The 19,652-nt window shown below is 68.3% G+C and carries 15 protein-coding genes and 2 tRNA genes; 7 read left to right on the top strand and 10 right to left on the bottom strand.

The window, feature by feature from the left end:
• Positions 1 to 60: 60 nt before the first annotated feature.
• Positions 61 to 137: transfer RNA gene (locus tag BW41_RS18590), tRNA-Pro, on the top strand.
• A gap of 82 nt (positions 138 to 219) precedes the next feature.
• On the opposite strand, the gene BW41_RS18585 is transcribed toward BW41_RS18590, so the two are convergent.
• From BW41_RS18585 to BW41_RS18570, 4 genes are all read right to left on the bottom strand, one after another.
• A complete protein-coding gene (locus BW41_RS18585; protein WP_037536534.1) occupies positions 220 to 876 on the bottom strand; it encodes a GntR family transcriptional regulator in 657 nt (218 codons plus the stop codon).
• Between the two features lie 84 nt (positions 877 to 960).
• The gene (locus BW41_RS18580; protein WP_037536742.1) at positions 961 to 2,400 is read right to left on the bottom strand and encodes an efflux transporter outer membrane subunit; all 1,440 of its coding nucleotides are present in this window, start codon (positions 2,398 to 2,400) and stop codon (positions 961 to 963) included.
• 7 nt (positions 2,401 to 2,407) lie between these two features.
• Positions 2,408 to 3,970: an MDR family MFS transporter gene (locus tag BW41_RS18575; protein ID WP_037536532.1), complete on the bottom strand. Its 1,563-nt coding sequence runs from the start codon at positions 3,968 to 3,970 to the stop codon at positions 2,408 to 2,410.
• Positions 3,967 to 5,145 (bottom strand): HlyD family secretion protein, encoded by a 1,179-nt coding sequence (locus BW41_RS18570; protein WP_037536740.1) that lies wholly within the window; start codon positions 5,143 to 5,145, stop codon positions 3,967 to 3,969. The genes BW41_RS18575 and BW41_RS18570 overlap by 4 nt, the downstream gene beginning before the upstream one ends.
• Before the next feature lie 161 nt (positions 5,146 to 5,306).
• Between BW41_RS18570 and BW41_RS18565 the strand changes: the two genes are divergently transcribed.
• The gene (locus BW41_RS18565) at positions 5,307 to 5,681 is read left to right on the top strand and encodes a MarR family winged helix-turn-helix transcriptional regulator (protein WP_235199830.1); all 375 of its coding nucleotides are present in this window, start codon (positions 5,307 to 5,309) and stop codon (positions 5,679 to 5,681) included.
• A gap of 183 nt (positions 5,682 to 5,864) precedes the next feature.
• Here BW41_RS18565 and BW41_RS18560 read toward each other — a convergent pair whose 3' ends face one another.
• The 4 genes from BW41_RS18560 to BW41_RS18545 all read right to left on the bottom strand — a co-directional run bounded on the left by BW41_RS18560 (position 5,865) and on the right by BW41_RS18545 (position 11,067).
• Positions 5,865 to 6,056 (bottom strand): YbdD/YjiX family protein, encoded by a 192-nt coding sequence (locus BW41_RS18560; protein ID WP_037536738.1) that lies wholly within the window; start codon positions 6,054 to 6,056, stop codon positions 5,865 to 5,867.
• Positions 6,053 to 8,104 (bottom strand): carbon starvation CstA family protein, encoded by a 2,052-nt coding sequence (locus BW41_RS18555; RefSeq protein ID WP_037536528.1) that lies wholly within the window; start codon positions 8,102 to 8,104, stop codon positions 6,053 to 6,055. Before BW41_RS18555 ends, BW41_RS18560 begins: the two co-directional genes overlap by 4 nt.
• Before the next feature lie 77 nt (positions 8,105 to 8,181).
• Entirely contained in the window at positions 8,182 to 10,119 is a 1,938-nt protein-coding gene (gene acs, locus BW41_RS18550) for an acetate--CoA ligase (RefSeq protein WP_037536526.1), read from the bottom strand.
• Between the two features lie 120 nt (positions 10,120 to 10,239).
• Entirely contained in the window at positions 10,240 to 11,067 is an 828-nt protein-coding gene (locus tag BW41_RS18545; RefSeq protein WP_037536524.1) for an alpha/beta fold hydrolase, read from the bottom strand.
• A gap of 119 nt (positions 11,068 to 11,186) precedes the next feature.
• On the opposite strand from BW41_RS18545, the gene BW41_RS18540 reads away from it, so the two are divergent.
• Complete coding sequence (locus tag BW41_RS18540) at positions 11,187 to 12,917, top strand: DUF885 domain-containing protein (protein WP_037536522.1); 1,731 nt, start codon at positions 11,187 to 11,189, stop codon at positions 12,915 to 12,917.
• 28 nt (positions 12,918 to 12,945) lie between these two features.
• On the opposite strand, the gene BW41_RS18535 is transcribed toward BW41_RS18540, so the two are convergent.
• The gene (locus tag BW41_RS18535; protein ID WP_037536520.1) at positions 12,946 to 14,343 is read right to left on the bottom strand and encodes an MFS transporter; all 1,398 of its coding nucleotides are present in this window, start codon (positions 14,341 to 14,343) and stop codon (positions 12,946 to 12,948) included.
• Between the two features lie 84 nt (positions 14,344 to 14,427).
• Between BW41_RS18535 and BW41_RS18530 the strand changes: the two genes are divergently transcribed.
• Positions 14,428 to 16,536: a prolyl oligopeptidase family serine peptidase gene (locus BW41_RS18530; protein ID WP_037536518.1), complete on the top strand. Its 2,109-nt coding sequence runs from the start codon at positions 14,428 to 14,430 to the stop codon at positions 16,534 to 16,536.
• A 20-nt stretch (positions 16,537 to 16,556) separates the two neighbouring features.
• On the opposite strand, the gene BW41_RS18525 is transcribed toward BW41_RS18530, so the two are convergent.
• Positions 16,557 to 16,646 (bottom strand) — tRNA-Ser (locus BW41_RS18525).
• A 142-nt stretch (positions 16,647 to 16,788) separates the two neighbouring features.
• Here BW41_RS18525 and BW41_RS18520 point away from each other — a divergent pair.
• The 3 genes from BW41_RS18520 to BW41_RS18510 all read left to right on the top strand — a co-directional run.
• Positions 16,789 to 17,784, top strand: coding sequence for a lytic murein transglycosylase (locus BW41_RS18520; RefSeq protein WP_235199829.1), 996 nt, complete (start codon positions 16,789 to 16,791; stop codon positions 17,782 to 17,784).
• 67 nt (positions 17,785 to 17,851) lie between these two features.
• Positions 17,852 to 19,018, top strand: coding sequence for a D-alanyl-D-alanine carboxypeptidase family protein (locus tag BW41_RS18515; protein WP_037536736.1), 1,167 nt, complete (start codon positions 17,852 to 17,854; stop codon positions 19,016 to 19,018).
• A 10-nt stretch (positions 19,019 to 19,028) separates the two neighbouring features.
• A partial coding sequence (locus BW41_RS18510; protein ID WP_037536512.1) for an AAA family ATPase occupies positions 19,029 to 19,652 on the top strand: 624 nt, incomplete at its 3' end.

The following is a 19,652-nucleotide window of genomic DNA, read 5'->3' as shown; positions in this document are numbered from 1 at the left end:
CCGGACCCGCCTACAGGCCCCGCTCCGGGATCGGTCGCCGCATGGCAACGGTCCCTCGGTCGGGGCGTAGCGCAGCCTGGTAGCGCATCACACTGGGGGTGTGGGGGTCGCAGGTTCGAATCCTGTCGCCCCGACCAATTTCCCGCCAAGCGCGGGCAGGGCGGATCGATCCGCCGGGATCGCCGCAGCGATCCCTTTCTTACAGCAAGCGGAACGCGCTCAGCGAACGCGCAGGTGCTGGAGCTCGGCGTCCAGATCGGCGCGGGTCAGGTCGAGATGGCGGATCATTCCCTGTTCGACCGCATCGCCGTCACCATCCAGCCAGGCGTTGAGCAACTCACGATGCTCGCGATCGGCGCGGGCGAACCGGCCCTCCGGGGCAAGATGCGCGATGACATAACGCTCGGCGAGCATCGCCAGCCGCTCGATCAGCTGCGTCGTCAGCATCCGGTCGCCCGGCCGGACCAAGGCGACGTGGAAGCGACGGTGGCGGACCGCTATCTCGGTCGCCGCCGCGCCGCGCGCCTCTTCGAGTGCGTCGAGCGCCTCGCGGGCGTGGCGCCGATCCGCCTCGCTGGCTTCCGCCGCACCGATCGCAGCGGCGCGCGGTTCGATCGCGAGGCGCAGCGCGTAGATCTCATCCGCCTGTTCGGCCGACAAGGCCCGCACGGCATAGCCGCGGTTCGCCTGACTGTGGATCAGCCCCTCATGTTCGAGGCGGACCAATGCCTCGCGCAGCGGAATCTTGCTGACCCCGAGTTCGGCGGCAAGAGCGTCCTGCCGGATCGGCGCTTCGGCGCGAATCGATCCGTCGACGATCCGCTCGCGCACGATTTCAAATACCTGGTCGGACAATGTCCGGACGACGATGCTCATCGATGAATTCCCGGCGCAGCGGACGCGGCGCATAGTCTGTTCATTCCAGAATGAAGCCGTAAAATCAATATTTTGTATATCGGATCAGGCGGCGGGCGGCGGCTCTCCCCAGCCTAGCCCCAATGCTTTCTGCAACGCGATATAGTCGCCGGTCAAACTGGCGACTCCCGCGGACGTGTTCTGCTCGGCGGCAACGCGCTGACGTTCGGCGTCGAGCGTGTCGATCAGCGTCGCAGTGCCGGCACGGAAGCGCTGCTGCATCAGGTCGGCGGCGCGGTCGGCGCTCGCCTTGCTGCGCATCAGGCTGGCGACGGTGTCGCGGCGATGGCCGAAGCGGGACAAGGCATCCTCAGCATCACGCAGCGCGACCAGCACCGCCCCGCGATATTGCGCCTCCGCCTCGTCGCGTTGTCCTTCCGCCTGATGGATCCGCGCGCGGTTGCGACCGAAGTCGAGAAAATTCCATTGCAGCATCGGCGCACCGATGCCGACGAGCTTGTCGGGACTGATATCGGACAGCCGCGTGCCACCCAGCCCGATCAGGCCGAGCAGCGTCAGACGCGGGAAGCGCGCGGCATCGGCAACGCCGACCTGCGCGGTACGCTGCGCCAGCTGGCGCTCGGCGGCGCGAATGTCGGGGCGACGCTGCAACAGCGCGGCGGGATCGCCGATCGCCACCGCCGCGGGCGGTAGCGGCACCGCGCCTCCCGGCGTGAGCGTTGCATCGAGCGCACCGGGCTCGCGGCCGGTGAGCACCGCAATGGCGTTGAGGTAGCGCTCCGCCTCCGCCTGCAAGGGGACGATCTGGCCATTGGTCGTCTCGACCTGCCCCCGCAGCCGCTCGACATCGAGGTCCGACGCCGCACCCTGGGCGAAGCGCTGCTCGGTCAGCGTGAGCATCTGCTGCTGCATGCGCGCATTGTCGCGCGACAGGGTGATCCGGTGTTGCACGTCGCGCAAGCTGACATAGGCCTGCGCGACGTCGGCGGTCAGGCTGACCTGCGCGTCGGCGACATTCGCCTCGGCCGCCTCGGACTGCGCGCGCGCGGCTTCCACCGACCGGCGGCGACCGCCGAACAGGTCGACCTCCCAGCTCGCGTCGAAGCCGAGATTATAGACGTCGACCGCGCTCGCGCTGCCGTCGCTGCTGCCGCCGCCGAAGTCGAAGCCCGGAATGCGGGCATGGAGATAGGTGGCGGAGGCGTTGGCGCTCGGCGCCTGATTGGCACGCTCCAGCCGCAGCGACGCCCGCGCCTGCCGCAGCCGCGCGGTGGCGACCGCGATATTGGGATTGGCGGCGAGCGCCTGCGCCTCGAGCGTGTCGAGCAACGGGTCGTGGAGCTGGGTCCACCAGGCCGCGACCGTCGGTGCGGCAGGGCTGACCTGCGCGCCACCACGCACGAAGCGGGGAGCGCCATTGGCGTCGGACAAGGTCTTGGGCGGGCCGGCGTAGTTCGGCCCGACCGTGCAGGCGGCGAGCGCCAGCGCGGGCAGCAGCAGGATGGGGGTGCGGGAGAATTGCATCATCGCCTCAATGCATCGCCACGGCTTTGCCTTGCGGCAGCGGGCGGAGGAACAGGACGAGCGGCACCACGCAGCAGATGCCGACCGACAAGAGCCAGAACAGATCGTTATAGGTCATCACCAGCGCCTCGCGCTGGATCGTGCCGCCGAGTGAGCGGATCGCGGTCGCCGTGCTGCCGAGCGAACGCGCCGTCGCGGCGAGATAATCCTGCAACGCCACCGAATTGGCGTTGAGGACCTCGTCGATGCGACGGCTGTGCAGATAGCTGCGCTGATCCTGCAGGGTCGCGATCCCGGCGAGCGCGAAGGACCCGCCGATGTTGCGCGCGGCGCTGAACAATCCGGCGGCATCGCCCGCTTCCTCCGGCTTGACCGAGGCGATCGCCGCCTGGTTGAGGAAGACGAAGCCGAGGATCGTGCCGACGCCACGCAGCAATTGCGAGTCGGTGAAGGCGCTGCCGACCGATGCCGCGGTCAGCGTGGTATCGAGATGGCAGCTCAACGCCATCAGCAGCAGCCCCGACGCGACCGCGACGCGAATGTCGAGATGGCGGATCAGCAGCGGCACCAGCGGCATCATCAACAGACTGGGAATGCCGCTGAGCAGCACGACCTTGCCCGATTGCAACGCATTGTAATCGGAGATGGCGGCGAGGAACTGCGGGATGACGTAGCTGCTGCCGTACAGCACCATGCCGAGCACGAGGCCCATCGTCGCCACGCTGCCGAACTGGCGGTCGAGCAGCAGTCGGAGCTTGACCACCGGCTTCTTCGCGATGAACTGACCGGCGATCAGCATGACGAGCCCGACGATGGTGAGCGCGGTGAGCTTGAGGATCAGGGCGGACTGGAACCATTGCTCGCGCTGCCCCTCTTCGAGCACGACGGTCAGTCCGCCGAGTCCCAGAGCGAGGCCGGCGATGCCGAGCCAGTCCGCCTTGAGCAATTCGGTGAGGTGCGGCTTCTGATAGGGCAGGCCGACGAGCAGCAGCACGAGCAGCACCGCACCGACCGGGATGTTGAGAAAGAAGGCGTAATGCCAGCTGACGTTCTCGGTCAGATAGCCGCCGATCAGCGGCCCCAGCACCGGGCCGAGGATCGCGGTGACACCAAACAGCGCGGTGCCAATCGGTTGCTGGCTGCGCGGCAGCCGCGTCGCGATGATCGTCATCGCCGTCGGGATCAGCGCGCCGCCGGTGATGCCTTGCCCGGCGCGGCCGATGATCATCATCGTCAGCGTCGTCGACAGGCCGCAGACCACCGAGAAGGCGGTGAACAGCACCGAGGCGATCAGCAGGAAGGTGCGCAGGCCGAGCACGCGCTCCAGCCATGCGGAGAGCGGAATGATGATGATCTCGGCGACCAGATAGGAGGTGGCGATCCACGTTCCCTCGGTGCCGCTCGCGCCGATCTCGCCCTGGATGACCGGCAGCGCCGAGTTGACGATCGAGATATCGAGCGTCGCCATCAGCGCGCCGAGACTGCCCGCCGCGACGGCCAGCCACGCGGCGAGATCGGCGCGCTCGGGCGGCGATGCCGCCGCCGTTTCAGCCGGGACGGCGGCGCTCATTTCCCGCGCCGCTCGTTATGCTGGTCCTGCTCGTCGCGGATGCGCTGGACGCTGCCCTTCGCCGAGCGGGTGTCGACCGTGACGTCGACCGACATGCCGGGCACCAGCAGCTTGCGCGTCTCCGGCCCCGCGTCGAGCGCGATGCGCACCGGCACGCGCTGAACGATCTTGGTGAAATTGCCGGTCGCATTCTGCGGCGGCAGCAACGAGAATTGCGCGCCGGTGCCGGGCGAGACGCTTTCGACGCGGCCGTGGATCTCGACACCGGGCAGGGCATCGACCTCCAGCGTCACCGGCTGGCCGACGCGCATCAGGCCGAGCTGCGTTTCCTTGAAATTGGCCTCGACATACAATTGCTGGACGGGGACGATCGACATCAGCCGCGTGCCCGCCTGCGTATACTGGCCGACGCGCACCGTCTTGTCGCCGACCCGGCCGTCGATGCTGGCGCGCAGGATGGTGGCGCCGAGATTGACCTGCGCCGCGGCAAGCTGGGCGCGGCTCGCCTCACCCTGTGCCTGCGCCTGCTGGACCTGCGCCTGGAGCGTGCCGACCCGACGCGTCGCGCTGACCAGCGCGGCATTGGCCGCGGCGACCTGCGCATCCGCCTGCCGCGCCTGGTTCTGCAAGGTCGACAGCTTCTCGCGCGTTTCCGCTCCCGACGCGGCGAGCGGCTGGTAGCGGCGCACCTCGCTATGCGCGAAGGCGGCATCGCTGCGCGCGGCGGCAAGGTCGGACCGGGCCTTGTCGATCGCCGCCTGCTGCTCGCGGATCTGCGCGCGCACGCCTTCGGCGTTGGCGCGGGCCACGTCGATCTGCGCGGTGACCTGCGCCGCCTGCGCGCGATAGTCGCGCGAATCGATGCGGACGAGGGGGGTGCCCGCCTTGACCTGCTGATTGTCCGCGACGAAGACCTGATCGACATAGCCCGACACCTTGGGCGAGACGGTCACCGCATCGGCCTGCACATAGGCATCGTCGGTATTCTGCATGAACTTGCCGACGCTCTGGTAGCGGACGAACCACAGCACGCCGCCGATTACCACGACCAGCGCGACGATCAGCAGGATCAGCCGGATGCGACGCTTCTTCTCGGGTGACGCCGCGGCGGCGGGCGCTTCCGGTTCGTCGTGCGATTCGGCAGTGTCCGCAACAGGATGCTCGTTCTGGGCCATCACATTCATCTTCTTGGTTCGTCGTTGCCGTTTAAATGCTCGCACTTGCAGCATAGTGCAAGACCATTTAATGAGGGTCCTCACATATGGCTTGCAACGAACCCCTCGCGTCGGACCTGTTCCGCCTCTTCCTGCGCATGCAGCGTCTGATGAACCGCCGGATGGCAGAACAAGGCGCGTCACTGGCCCGCACCAAGCTGCTGCTGTTCCTGCACAAGCGCGGTCCGGCGCGGGCGGCCGACATCGCCGACTTCTTCGACAACGCGCCGCGCACGGTGACCGAGGCGATCGATGGACTGGAGCGCGACGGCCTCGTCGCGCGGACCCCCGACGCGCATGACCGACGCGTCAAACAGGTTTCGATCACCGACGAGGGACGACGGGTGCTCGGCGAGACCGAGCCGTTGCGGCAGGACTTGATCGACGCGGTCTTCGGTGCGCTCGACGCAGACGAGCGCGCGCAACTCTCGTCGACCTTGGCCAAGCTGCTCACCGCGCTCGATGGGCTCGACGGCGGCGATACCCGCACGCGCTAGCCTATTGCTTCCGATCCGGGCTTTGTTAAGCTCTCTGTCGCCGCCGGGAGAGCGGCATGGAGGATGCCATGGACCGGTACGAACCGACCTTGTGCCAATGCGGCTTCGGCCTGTTGTGCTGCGCGAGCGGCGCGGCGCTGTCGATATGCGCGGTGACCTTGCTGCTGCTCGGCTGAGCCGCGCTCAGCAGCACCGCCCGCCGCCGCGACCGCCGTACCGCGCCTGCTGCCGATCGCGGAAGAAGGCGGTCGCGCTCAGCACCGGCCGATCGGGATGCGCCTCCGCCATATGGGCGCAATAGGCCTGGTAGGAGGGTACGCCGACCATCAGCCTGCCGGTATCGGCGAGGCCGCGCCAGAGGGCCTTGAGGCTCATTCGGCCGGCGCCGGCCATGCCGGGATTTCAATGACGCTAGGCGCGTCGCTTCTGCGCGCGATCAGACAGGTGCGGATGCCATAGCCGATGATCGATGCCACCACGGCGAGGAACAGCGCGCAGAGTATCGCGTCGATCCGGTCGTTGAGCACGATCCGCCGCATCTCGGCGAGCGTCTTCGCCGGGGCGAGCATCTGCCCCCGCGCGGCGGCATCCGCGAAGCGGTTGGCATGGGCGAGGAAGCCGACGCGGGGATCGCTGGCGAACAGCTTGAGCAGGCTGGCGGTGACGGTGCACAGCACCAGCCAGATCGCCGGCAGGATCGTCACCCAGGCGTAGCGCTGCCGTTTCATCCGGAACAGCACCACCGTCGCGAGCACGAGCGCGACCGCCGCGAGCATCTGGTTGGAGATGCCGAACAGCGGCCAGAGCGTGTTGACGCCGCCGAGCGGGTCGGTGACGCCCTGGTACAGAAAGAAGCCCCAGGCCGCGACGCACAGCCCGGTGCCGATCAGGCCGGGCAGGAAGCTCGTCGCGTTACGGAATGACGGCACCGCCAGCCCGATCAGATCCTGCAGCATGAACCGCCCGGCCCGCGTGCCGGCGTCGACCGCGGTGAGGATGAACAAGGCCTCGAACAGGATCGCGAAATGATACCAGAAGGCCATCATCGCCCGGCCGCCGACCACTGCGCTGAAGATATGCGCCATGCCGACCGCCAGCGTCGGCGCGCCGCCGGCGCGGCTGATGATCGTCGTTTCGCCGACATCGCGGGCGGTGGTGGCGATCGTCTCGGGCGTGATCGGAAAGCCCATCGCGGTAACGGCGACCGCGGCGCTGGCCGCGTCGGTGCCGACGACCGCGGCGGGGCTGTTCATCGCGAAATAGACGCCGGGATCAATGATCGACGCACCGACCAGCGCCATGATCGCGACGAAGCTCTCCATCAGCATCGCACCATAGCCGATGAAGCGCGCATCGCCCTCGCTCGCGATCAGCTTGGGCGTGGTGCCGCTTGCGATCAGCGCGTGGAAGCCCGAAACCGCGCCGCAGGCGATGGTGATGAACAGGAAGGGGAAGAGCGAGCCCGACCAGACCGGTCCGCTGCCGTCGACGAAGGCGGTCAGCGCCGGCATCCGCAACGGCGGCGCGACGACGACGATGCCGATCGCCAGCGTGGCGATCGCGCCGATCTTGAGGAAGGTCGACAGATAGTCGCGCGGTGCGAGCAGCAGCCAGACCGGCAGCAACGACGCGATCGCGCCATAGCCGATCAGGATCCAGCACAGGGCGACCGGCGAATAGGTGAACCACGGCGCGAGCGTCGCGGAGGCGGCGACGTCGCGCCCGTAGACGATGGCCAGGATCAGCCCGACGAAGCCGAGCAACGACACCTCTCCGACCCGCCCCGGCCGGATCCAGCGGGTATAGACGCCCATCAGCACCGCGAGCGGGATGGTCGCGGCGACGGTGAACAGGCCCCAGGGACTGCCCGCCAGCGCCCGCACGACGATCAGCGCGAGCACCGCGAGGATGATGATCATGATCATGAAAGCGCCGAACAACGCGATCGTCCCCGGCACCGCGCCCATCTCGAGCCGGATCATCTCGCCGAGCGAGCGACCGTCGCGGCGCATCGACAGGAACAGCACCATGAAGTCCTGCACCGCGCCGGCGAGCACGACCCCGGCGAGGATCCACAACATGCCTGGCAGATACCCCATTTGCGCGGCGAGCACCGGCCCGACCAACGGTCCGGCGCCGGCGATCGCGGCGAAATGGTGGCCGAACAGCACGCGCCGGTCGGTGGCAACGAAATCGAGGCCGTCGGGATGGCGCATCGCAGGCGTCGGTCGCGCCGGATCGATCCCGACGATCCGGGCGAGGTAGCGCGCGTAGAAGCGATAGGCGATCAGGTAGACGCACAAGGCCGCGATCACCACCCAGACGGCGTTGATCGCTTCGCCGCGCGCATTGGCGATGACGCCGAGCGCCCCGGCGCCGATCAGCGCGACGACGCCCCAGCCGATCCTGTTCGCGCTGCGCATCGCTCTCGTCTCCCTCGCGCGCGGCTTACTCCGGGCGGTGGCGGGAGGGCAAGACCAGCCTCCCGCCGCTCACGGGGTCAGACGACGCGGTTGGCGATCAGATCGTCGACCACCGCCGGATCGGCGAGCGTCGACGTGTCGCCGAGGCTCGACGTATCCCCTTCGGCGATCTTGCGCAGGATGCGGCGCATGATCTTGCCGGATCGGGTCTTCGGCAAGGCCGGCGCGAACTGCAATTTGTCGGGCGTGGCGATCGGGCCGATCTCGTGCCGCACCCAGGCGATCAACGCCCGCCGCAGTTCGTCATCGCCCGTCACGCCGGCGTTGAGCGTGACATAGGCGTAGATGCCCTGTCCCTTCACGTCGTGCGGCATGCCGACCACCGCGGCCTCTGCCACCGCTTCGTGCAGCACGAGCGCGCTCTCGACTTCGGCGGTCCCCATCCGATGACCGGAGACGTTGATCACGTCGTCGACGCGTCCGGTGATCCAGTAATAACCGTCGGCATCGCGGCGGCAGCCGTCGCCGGTGAAATATTTGCCTTCATAGGTGGTGAAATAGGTCTGGAAGAACCGCTCGTCGTCACCCCACACGCCGCGCATCTGCCCCGGCCAGCTCTGCGTGATGCAGAGATTGCCCGAGGCCGGCCCGGTCAGCGGCGTGCCCTGGTCGTCGACGAGCTGCGGCATTACGCCCGGCAATGGCTTGGCGGCCGAGCCCGGCTTCATCGGCACGGCACCGGGCAGGGGGGCGATCATGATGCCGCCCGTTTCGGTCTGCCACCAGGCATCGACGATCGGCGCGCGGCCCTCGCCGACGACGTCGTGATACCAGCGCCAGGCCTCCGGATTGATCGGCTCGCCGACCGAGCCGAGCAGCTTGAGCGATGACCGATCGGTCCGACGGACGAAGTCGTCGCCTTCCTTCATCAGTGCACGCAGCGCCGTGGGAGCGGTGAACAGCGTGTGCACCTTGTGGCGATCGACCACCTGCCAGATGCGGCTCGCATCGGGCCAGGTCGGCAGGCCTTCGAACATCAGCGTCGTCGCGCCGTTCGAGAGCGGGCCGTAGAGGATGTAGCTGTGCCCGGTGACCCAGCCGATGTCGGCGGCGCACCAGAAGACCTGCCCGGGCTTATAATCGAAGGCGATCTTGAAGGTGAAATCGGCCCACAGCAGATAGCCTGCGGAGCTGTGCAGCACGCCCTTCGGCTTGCCGGTCGACCCGCTGGTGTAGAGGATGAACAGCGGATCCTCCGCCGCCATCGGCTCGGGCGGGCAGATGTCACTCACCGTGGCCAGCGCGTCGTGATACCAGATATCGCGCTCCCCCATCGGCACGTCGGCACCGGTCGCGCGCACGACGATGACCCGCTCCAGCGACGGGGCACGGCTCGCCGCTTCGTCGACACAGGCCTTGAGCGTGATGCGCTTGCCGCCGCGGCGGCCCTCGTCGGCGGTGATGACGATCTTCGATCCGCAATCCTCGATCCGGCCGGCGAGCGCATCGGCGGAGAAGCCGCCGAACACCACCGAATGGATCGCGCCGATCCGGGCGCAGGCGAGGGCGGCATAGGCCGCTTCCGGGATCATCGGCATGTAGAGCGTGACGCGGTCGCCCTTGGCGACGCCTTGCGCCTTCAGCACGTTGGCGAAGCGGCAGACCTCGGCATGCAATTGGCGATAGGTGATGTGGCGCGCCGCCTCACCGGGCTCGTCCGGCTCCCAGATGATCGCGACGGTATCGCCGTTCTTGGTGAGATGACGGTCGAGGCAGTTGGCGGCGACATTGAGCTGACCATCGGCGAACCAGCGGATATGGAAGTCGGCCTTGGCAAACGACCAGTCGCCGGCGATCGTCGGTGGTTCGATCCAGTCGAGGCGCTTGGTCGCCTGATCCAGCCAGAAGCTGCCCGGGCTGCTCGCGGCGGCTTCGTACAGGTCTTCGTAGCGTTTGGGGTTGAGGCTGGCGTTGGTCCAATCGCCGGTGATCGGGTAGATTTCAGGGTCGGTCACTCAAGGCATCCCCGCTGTGCAGGCCGCGGACGCCGGCCGGCGCCCGCCGGTGGGATAGGGGAGCCGATCGCCCGGCGCCAGTCGTCTGACGCGCGGGCGATACGGTCCGGTTATCAGGCCTCAGCGGCCGAGGAAGGTGAGCAGATCGTTGGTCAGGCGATCGCCATGCGTCGCGAACAGGCCATGCGGGGCACCGTCATATTCGACGAGCTGGCTGTTTGCGATGCCCTCCGCGGCGGCGCGACCGGCGGCGTCGATCGGCACCGTCTGGTCGCTGGTGCCGTGGATGATCAGCGTCGGGACGCGGAAGGCGGCCAGGTCCGGGCGGAAGTCGGTATGGCCGAACGCCTCGGCGCAGGCGAGCGTCGGCTTGAGCCCCGCCTGCAAGGCCGTCGCCGTCGCTGCGTCGAGCACGTCGTCGCTGACCGGATGGCTGATCACGCCGACGCCGAAGAACTGCTTGAAGAAGGTGTCGCGGAAGAAATGGGCGCGGTCCTTCTGGATATTCTCTCCGATCTCGGCGAGCTTGTCCTCGGGCGTGCCATAGGGATTGTCGTCGGTCTTCAGCATATAGGGTACGACCGACGAGACCAGCGCCGCGGCGATCACGCCCTTGCCGCCGTGCCGGCTCATGTAGCGGGCGACCTCGCCGCCGCCCATCGAAAAACCGACCAGCGTCGCGTCGCTGTCGGCACCGGTCGCCGCCATCACGTCGGCGAGATCATCGGCGAGCGTGTCATACTCATATCCGCTCCACGGCTGCCCCGACCGGCCGAAGCCGCGCCGGTCATAAGCGATCGCGCGGAAGCCGGCATCGGCCAGCGCCATCATCTGCGGATCCCAGCTGTCCGCCGACAACGGCCAGCCGTGCAGCAGGATCACCGGCCGGCCGGATCCCCAATCCTTGACATAGATGTCGGTACCGTCGCGCGTCTTCACATAAGGCATGGCCGATCCTCTCGTAATCCGTTGGCGACAACGTGGCTTCCGGCGCGCTGTTCCTCGCTGGCGTTCGCCGCGTGGCAGTGCCAGCATGACGTATACCAAACGAATCAGGGGACATAGTCATGCGGATCATCGCGGCGGCATCGCTGCTCGCCATCGCCACGGCAGCAGGATTCGGCGGAACGCCGGCGCCGGCACAGAGCCAGGCGCGGACTGCTGCGACGCAGGGCTTCGCCGCCTTTCGCGACGGGTTCATCGAAGGCTGGTTCAAGCTCGATCCAGCCACTGCGGTCTATCAGGGCCGTCACGATTTCGACGGCCAACTGCCGGACTGGAGCGCGGCCGGGCTGAAACGCCAGTCGGCCTTCCTCCGCCAGGCGATCGACCGCGCGCGCGGCTTCAAGGATGCCGACCTCACTCTCGACGAGCGGTTCGAGCGCGACTATCTGATCCGCGTCGCCGAAGGGAAATTGTTCTGGCTCGACGATGCCGATCAGCCGCACACCAACCCGGCCTATTATGTCGGGGGCGGGCTCGATCCCAACGTTTATATCGCGCGGCCCTATGCCGACGCACCGACGCGGATGAAGGCGCTGGTCGCCTTCTTCGGCCGGGTGCCGGCGGCGGCGCAGGCGATCCGCGCCAATCTGAAGACGCCGATGCCGCGATCGTTCATCGATTATGGCGTCGCCGGCTTCAACGGCTTCGCCGATTACTACACGGGCGATGCCAAGGCCGCCTTCGCGGAGGTGCGCGACCCGGCCTTGCAGAAACAGCTCGCCACGTCCGCCGCGGCGGCGAGCGCGGCCGTGCGGGCGCTCGGCACCTGGCTCGAGGGACAGCGCGGCACCGCCACCGGTGATTTCGCACTCGGCGCCGATCGATTCCAGCGGATGGTCCGCGCGACGGAAGGCGTCGATACCCCGCTCGCGACGCTCGAAGCGGCGGGACGCGCCGACCTCAAGCGCAACCAGGATGCGCTCGCCGCCGCCTGCCGGCAATTCGCGCCCGGCCAGACGATCCCCGCCTGCATCGACAAGATGAACGCCAACAAGTCGCCCGACGGCCCGGTCGCCGAGGCGCGCCGTCAGATCCCGGAGCTGCGGGCGTTCGTCATCGCCAAGGATCTCGTCACCATCCCCGGCACCGAGGAAGCGAAGGTCGAGGAAAGTCCGCCCTACAACCGGCAGAACTCCGCCTATATCGATCCCGCCGGGCCGTATGAGAAGAACGTCCCCTCGGTCTATTATATCTCGCCGCCCGATCCCGCCTGGGACAAGAAGACGCAGGATGCCTTCGTGCCGGGCAAGAAGGATCTGCTGTTCACCTCGGTCCACGAGGTGATGCCGGGGCACTTCCTGCAATTCCTCCACGCCAACCGCTCGCCGTCGATGTTCGGCCGGGTCTTCGTCGGCTATGCCTTCGCCGAAGGCTGGGCGCATTATGCCGAGGAGATGATGTGGGACGCCGGCCTCGGCAATGGCGATGCCGAGACGCATGTCGGCCAGATCAGCAACGCGCTGCTGCGCGACTGCCGCTTCCTGTCGGCGATCGGCCTGCACGCCCGCGGCATGACGCAGGCGCAGAGCCTGCAGATGTTCCGCGAGCAATGCTATCAGGACGAAGGCAATTCGCGCCAGCAGGCGGCGCGCGGCACCTACGATCCCGCCTATCTCAACTACACGCTCGGCAAGCTGATGATCCGCAAGCTGCGCGACGACTGGACTGCGACGCGGGGCGGCCGCACGGCGTGGAAGGCCTTCCACGACCAGTTCCTGAGCTACGGCGGCCCGGCGATCCCGCTCGTCCGTCAGCGCATGATGGGCGAGCCGACCGCGCGGGCGGTGTTCTGACGGTGCGCTGAGACCGACCGGGTGCGGGTCAGCGCGAGACCTGCGTTCCCGGCTGTTGGTCTTCCGCCTCGTCGCTGCGCGGGTTGCGGATCGACGGGCGCAGGCGGGCGAGGCTGCATATCCCCGCCACCGCCGCAAGGCCGGCGGCGACCAGCGGCGGCGCCATGCCGGCGCCGACGTTGATCGCGAGCAGCGCCGCGATCAAAGTCGCGCCGGTCGTCTGCCCGACGAGCCGGACCGTGCCGACCAGTCCACCGGCGGCGGCGGCCCGCTCCCGCGGGGCCGAGCCGATGATGAGGCGGGCGTTGGGCGGCAGGAAGAGACCGAAACCGGAGCCGCACAAGGCCATACGCCAGGCGATGTCGACATAGGCCGCGTCCGCGGGCAGCGTGGCGATCAGCAGCAGCGCGACGATCGACACCGCCATGCCGATCCCGCCGAGCACGCCCGCAGGCACCCGGTCGGACAGCCAGCCGGCGAGCGGTGCGACGATCATATTGGTGAGCGGCCATGGCGCGATCGCCGCGCCAACCTCGGCGGCGGAGAAGCCGAAGCCATGCTGCAAGCGGAACGGCGTCGACAGCAGCAGGGTCATCGACGCGGTGAAGGCGGTATAGGCGCCGATCGCCGACAGCGCGATCACCGGCCGCGCGAGCAGGTCGATCGGCAGGATCGGCTTCGCCTCGCCACGCTCGCGCCGCACGAAGATCCAGCCGATCGCGGCGCCGACCGCGACGATCGCCGCCGACACCACGGGACTGTCGCCGTGGACGGCGCTCTCCGCCCCCGAGATGACGAGGCCGATCATGCTCGCGCACATGACCGCGCCGAGCACGTCGAACGGCTCGTCGCGCGGCTGCGGCGCCGGCAGGGCCCGACCGAGGACGAGGCTGAGCAAGGCGAACGGCACGGCGCTCGCAAAGACCCAGGGCCAGGGCGCGATGCCGAGCACCAGGCCGCCGAGCGTCGGTGCCAGCGCCGCCGAACTCGACACCACGACGGAGTTGATGCCGAGCCCGCGCCCCAGCTGCTTCGCCGGGTAGATCGAGCGGATCAGCGCCGACGAGACGCTGAGCGCCGCCGCCGCGCCCAGCGCCTGCGCGGCCCGCACGACGAGCAGGAAGGGCAGGCTCTTGGCGAAGAAGCACAGCATCGTCGCCACGGTGAAGACGAGCTGGCCGAACTGATAGGTGCGCTTCAACCCGAATTTGTCGCCCAGCCCGGCGAAGGGCAGGATCATCATCGCCAGGATCAGCTGGTAGACGGTGACCACCGCCACCACCGCGCTGTTGCCGACGTGCAGGTCGCGCGCGATCGTCGGCAGCGCCACCGTGGCGATGCCGCCGTCGATGATGACCAGCGCCGTCCCCGCGGAAATGGCGCCGATAGCGACATAGCGGCGGGGCAGGGGCAGGCCATCGGTCATCGCGTGTCTCCTGATCGTCGCGGCGGATTGCGCGGCAACGCTTTGCCCGGCAAGACCGGTCCAACGACAGGGAGACTAGCGCCGATGATCCTCCGAAGCCTGCTGATCGCCTCGACGATCCTTGCCGCCGCGCCCGCGCTCGCGCAAAGCACCGCCATGACGACCAGCACCCAGACCGATCCCTATCTCTGGCTCGAGGACAAGGACGGCGCCAAGCCGCTCGCCTGGGTCGAGGCGGAGAATGCGCGCACGCTGCCGCGGTTGCAGAACGATCCGCGCTACGGGACCTTCTATGCCGAAGCGCTGGCGATCGCCTCGGCAAAGGACCGTATTCCGATGCCGAGCCAGCTGTTCGGCCGGATCTACAATTTCTGGCGCGACGCCGATCATCCGCAGGGCATCTGGCGCTGGACCAGCGAGGCGGACTATGCCCGGCCGCAGCCGAAGTGGACGACGGTGCTCGATCTCGATGCGCTGTCGAAGGCGGAAGGCAAGAAGTGGGTGTGGAAGGGCGCGACCTGCCTCCAGCCCGAAGAGCGGCTGTGCCTCGTCGCGCTGTCCGAAGGCGGCGAGGACGCGATCAGCTATCGGGAGTTCGATCTCGCCAGCGGCCAGTTCGTCGCCGGCGGCTTCGCGCTGCCCAAGTCGAAACAGGGCGCGAGCTGGCTCGACAAGGATACGCTGCTGGTCAGCCGCGACTGGGGCGAGGGCACGATGACCGCGTCGAGCTATCCCTTCGTCGTCAAGACGGTGAAGCGGGGCCAGCCGCTGGCCGGCGCGCAGGAGATCTTCCGCGGCCAGCCGACCGACCAGCTCGGCACCTATGCCGGCGTAATCACCGACGGCCAGGGCAATCGGCTGGTGACGATCGAGCGGCGGGTGACCTTCTTCGGCGGCGAGACCCACGTCTGGACGCCGGCGGGAACGAAGAAGCTCGACATTCCGGCGCGGACCAGCCCGGTCGGCATGGTCGCCGGCCAGGTGCTGTTCCAGACCAGCGATCCGTGGGGCGCGATCACCGCCGGCTCGGTCGCCTCGGCGCCGCTCGCCGAGGTGCAGGCGAATGCGATCCGCCCGACCGTGGTGTTCGCGCCCAACCCGCGTCAGTCGGTCGACGAGGTGGTGACGACCAAGGACCATGTCGTCCTGATCTACAACGACAATGTTCGCGGGCGTGCGGCTGTCTATACGCCGGGCGCGGGCGGGTGGACGGCGCGGCCGATCGCGCTGCCCGACAACGTCTCGCTCGGTGTCGCCAGCGCTGACGACAAGAGCGATCACGGCTATCTCACCGTCACCGGCTTCCTGACGCCGACGACCCTGCTGCCGATCGACGCCGCGAGCGGCCGCGTCGCCGCACCGGTCAAGACGCTGCCCGCCAAGTTCGACGCGAGCAACCTCGTCGTCGAACAGCATGAGGCGACCTCGACCGACGGTACCAAGGTGCCCTATTTCATCGTCCACAGGAAGGGCATCGCGCTCGACGGCAGCACGCCGACGATCATGACCGCTTATGGCGGGTTCGAGCTGCCGATGCTGCCCGGCTATTCGGCGATCACCGGCAAATTGTGGCTCGAGCGCGGCGGCTCCTACGTCCTCGCCAACATCCGCGGCGGCGGCGAGTTCGGGCCGAAGTGGCACGATGCCGGGCGCAAGACCAAGCGGCAGGTGATCTACGACGATTTCGCCAGCGTCGCCAAGGACCTGTTCACGCGCAAGCTGACCAGTCCGGCCAAGCTCGGCATCTATGGCGGATCGAACGGCGGCCTGCTGATGGGCGTCGAGTTCAACCAGCATCCCGACCTCTGGAAGGCGGTGACGATCCAGGTGCCGCTGCTCGACATGCTCCGCTACGAACAGATCGCCGCGGGCGCGTCATGGGTCGACGAATATGGCTCGGTATCGGTGCCCGAGGAGCGCGCCTTCCTCGCAACCATCTCGCCCTATCAGAACATCAAGCGCGGCGTCGCCTATCCCGAACCCTATATCTGGACGACGACCAAGGACGACCGCGTCGGCCCGCAGCACGCGCGCAAGTTCGCCGCGCGGCTGAAGGAATACGGCCTGCCGTACCTCTTCTACGAGGACACCGCCGGCGGCCATTCCGGCGACGCCGATATCGAACAGGGCGCGCGCTTGCAGGCGCTGCAGATGACCTATTTCGCGCAGAAGCTGCTCGGCCCGGCGAAATAGGGAAGGGCGCTGGTGCCGGGTGGCGGAGGGAGTGGGATTCGAACCCACGGTAGGCTTCCACCTACGGCGGTTTTCAAGACCGCTGCCTTAAACCACTCGGCCATCCCTCCGGCGGACCCCGGATAGTCGCACCGCGGCTGCCCGTGCAAGCCCTGCGACGATAAGAGGTTCACGCGCCGCGCCGGCTGTGGCACCACCGCCGGCATGTGGGGGCAAGGATTGCGACGCGCGCTGACGACCGGCGCTTTGGCCATGAGCTTGGCGCTGGCCGCCGCGGCGCCGGTCGCCGCGCAGGACGAGGCGGGGTTTCAGGCCTATCTTCAGACGCTGCGGCAGCAGGCGCTGGCCGCCGGCGTGACGCAGCGGACGGTGGACTCGGTCTTCCCGACGCTGACGCTCAGCGACCGCACGATCCAGCTCGATCGGGCCCAGCCGGGCAATCCGGGCAGCACCGCGACCCCGCCCTTTGCGCCGTACAAGACGAGCCACGTCGATGCGGCGCGAATCGGTCGTGGCCGTTCGACCTATCAGGCGCAACGCGCCCGGCTGGCGCGGGTCGAGCGCGAGACCGGCGTGCCCGAATCGATCATGGTCGCAATCTGGGGGCATGAAACCAACTACGGCGCCTATACCGGCAATTTCGACCTGCTGCGCAGTCTCGCCAGCCTCGCCTATGAAGGGCGGCGGCGCGAATTGTTTGCGGGCGAATTCATCGCCGGACTCAAGATCCTCGATCGGGGCATTCCGCGCGAACAGCTGAAAGGCAGCTGGGCAGGGGCGACCGGCAATCCGCAATTCCTCCCCTCCGTCTATCTGCGGCTCGCACGCGACGGCGATGGCGACGGGCGCGCGGATATCTGGACCAGCCCGGCCGATACGCTCGCCTCGATCGGCAATTACTTCGCCAATGCCGGCTGGCGACCGGGTCAGCCGTGGGGTGTCGCGGTCAGCGTGCCGGCGTCGCTCGACCGGCGCAGCATCACCAACCGGATGGTCAGCCCGCGCTGCCCGCGCGTGTTCGAACGGCACAGCCGCTGGCGGACGATGGCGGAGTGGCGCGCGCTCGGACTTGTGCCGCAGGGGCGGCGCTGGCCCGCGGACACTGTGCAGGCGACGCTGATCGAGCCCGACGGTCCGGGCGCGACCGCCTATCTGCTCACCGGCAATTACCGCGTGATTCTCGATTACAATTGCTCGAATTTCTACGCTCTGTCGGTCGGGCTGCTCGCCGACGCGGTTGAGGGCTGACGTCGCCGCCGTGCGGCGCTATGCCGAGTTCGTCCCGCTTCATCTCCCGGAAAGCCTCACCATCGTCATGAACAAGCTGATTGCCGCTCCCCTCGCGATCGTCGCCGCCGCCGTTCCCTCGATCGCCGCTGCGCCCCAGTTCCAGGGGAGCGCGCCGATCGCCTATATGGAGGATCTGTCGTCGGGCGCGGTGCTGTACCAGCGGGATGCCGACCGGCGGATGCCGCCTGCGTCGATGGCGAAGATGATGACGGTCTATGTCGCGTTCGACATGATCAAGAAGGGCGAGCTCAAGCTCAACCAGACGTTCCAGGTCCGTCCCGAGACGTGGCAGCGCTGGCACGGGCCGCAGGCGGGGTCGACGATGTTCCTGTCGACCGGCGAGAATGTCAGCGTCGAGAATCTGCTCAAGGGCATCGTCACGCTGTCGGGCAACGACGCCTGCGTCGTCCTCGCCGAGGGGATCAGCGGCACCGAGCAGACCTTCACCGACCGGATGAACGCGGAGGCGAAGAAGCTCGGCCTGACCAACAGTCATTTCGGCACTTCGAACGGCTGGCCCGACAATGGCGTCACCTATGTCACCGCGCGCGACCTCGCCCATCTCGCCAGCGCGACGATCCGCGACTTCCCGGACCTGTACAAGCGCTTCTATTCGCTGCCGAGCTTCACCTGGGGCAAGACGCTCGGCGCGGGCGCCGACATCACCCAGGCGAACCGCGACCCGCTGCTCGGCCGCGTGGCGGGCGCCGACGGGCTGAAGACCGGCCATACCGAAGAGGCGGGTTACGGCTTCACCGGATCGGCCGAGCAGAACGGCCGCCGTCTGGTGATGGTCGTCGCCGGGCTGACCTCGTCCAACGGTCGCGCACAGGAATCGGTGCGGTTCATGGACTGGGGCTTCCGCGCCTGGCAGGCCAAGCCGATCGTCGCGCAGGGCAAGCAGGTCTCGACCGCCGAGGTGCAGATGGGCGGCGCGAGCAGCGTCGGCCTCGTTGCGCCGCGCAACCTGACCGTCACGCTGCCGGCCGGCGCGGTGCCGGAGATGCACGCCAAGGTCGTCTACGAAGGCCCGATCCGCGCGCCGATCAAGGCGGGCCAGCATATCGCCGATCTCGTCGTCACCGCGCCGGACCTGCCCGAGCAGCGCCTGCCGCTGGTCGCGGACAAGGACGTCGGCGAAGCCGGTTTCTTCGGTCGCGCCTGGGCGGGGCTGACCTCGCTGTTCGGCTGATCCGACGCCGGTGAGCGAGCTGTTCGGCAATAGCGACGCGCAGGCCGCCTTCGCCGCGGCCTTGCGCGGCGGCTCGCTGCATCATGCGTGGCTGATCGTCGGCCCCGAAGGCGTCGGCAAGGCCAGCTTCGCGCATCGCGCGGCGCTGCGTCTGCTCGCCGAGGCGAGCGCCACGGGCGCCGTCGCGCCGGGCCTCGCCGTGCCGGAGGGCCATCCGACGCGGGCGCTGGTCGATGCCGGCTCGCATCCCGATCTGCGCGTGCTGCACCGCCTGCCCAAGGATGCCGACAAGCCGGATCAGGATCTCGCGCGCAGCATCACCATCGCGCAGGTGCGCAGCCTCCAGCCGATGTTCGCGACGACGCCGTCGATGGGCGCGCGCCGCGTCGTCATCATCGACGCGGCGGACGATCTCGAGCGCAACGGCGCCAACGCCTTGCTCAAGAACCTCGAGGAGCCGCCGGCGGGGACGATCTTCCTGCTGGTCAGCCACGCGCCGGGACGGCTGCTGCCGACGATCCGCTCGCGCTGCCGCGTGCTGCGCTTCGCCGCGCTCGACGACACCGACATGGCGGCGGCACTGCGGCAGGCGCTTCCCGAAACGTCCGAAGACGAGATCGCGACGCTGGTCGGC

It is taken from the genome of Sphingomonas sp. RIT328 (genome assembly GCF_000632225.1).
In the GTDB taxonomy this organism is placed as follows: domain Bacteria; phylum Pseudomonadota; class Alphaproteobacteria; order Sphingomonadales; family Sphingomonadaceae; genus Sphingomonas; species Sphingomonas kyungheensis.
The sequence above is the reverse complement of the archived record's forward strand: the minus strand, read 5'-3'. Positions and strand labels throughout refer to the sequence as shown.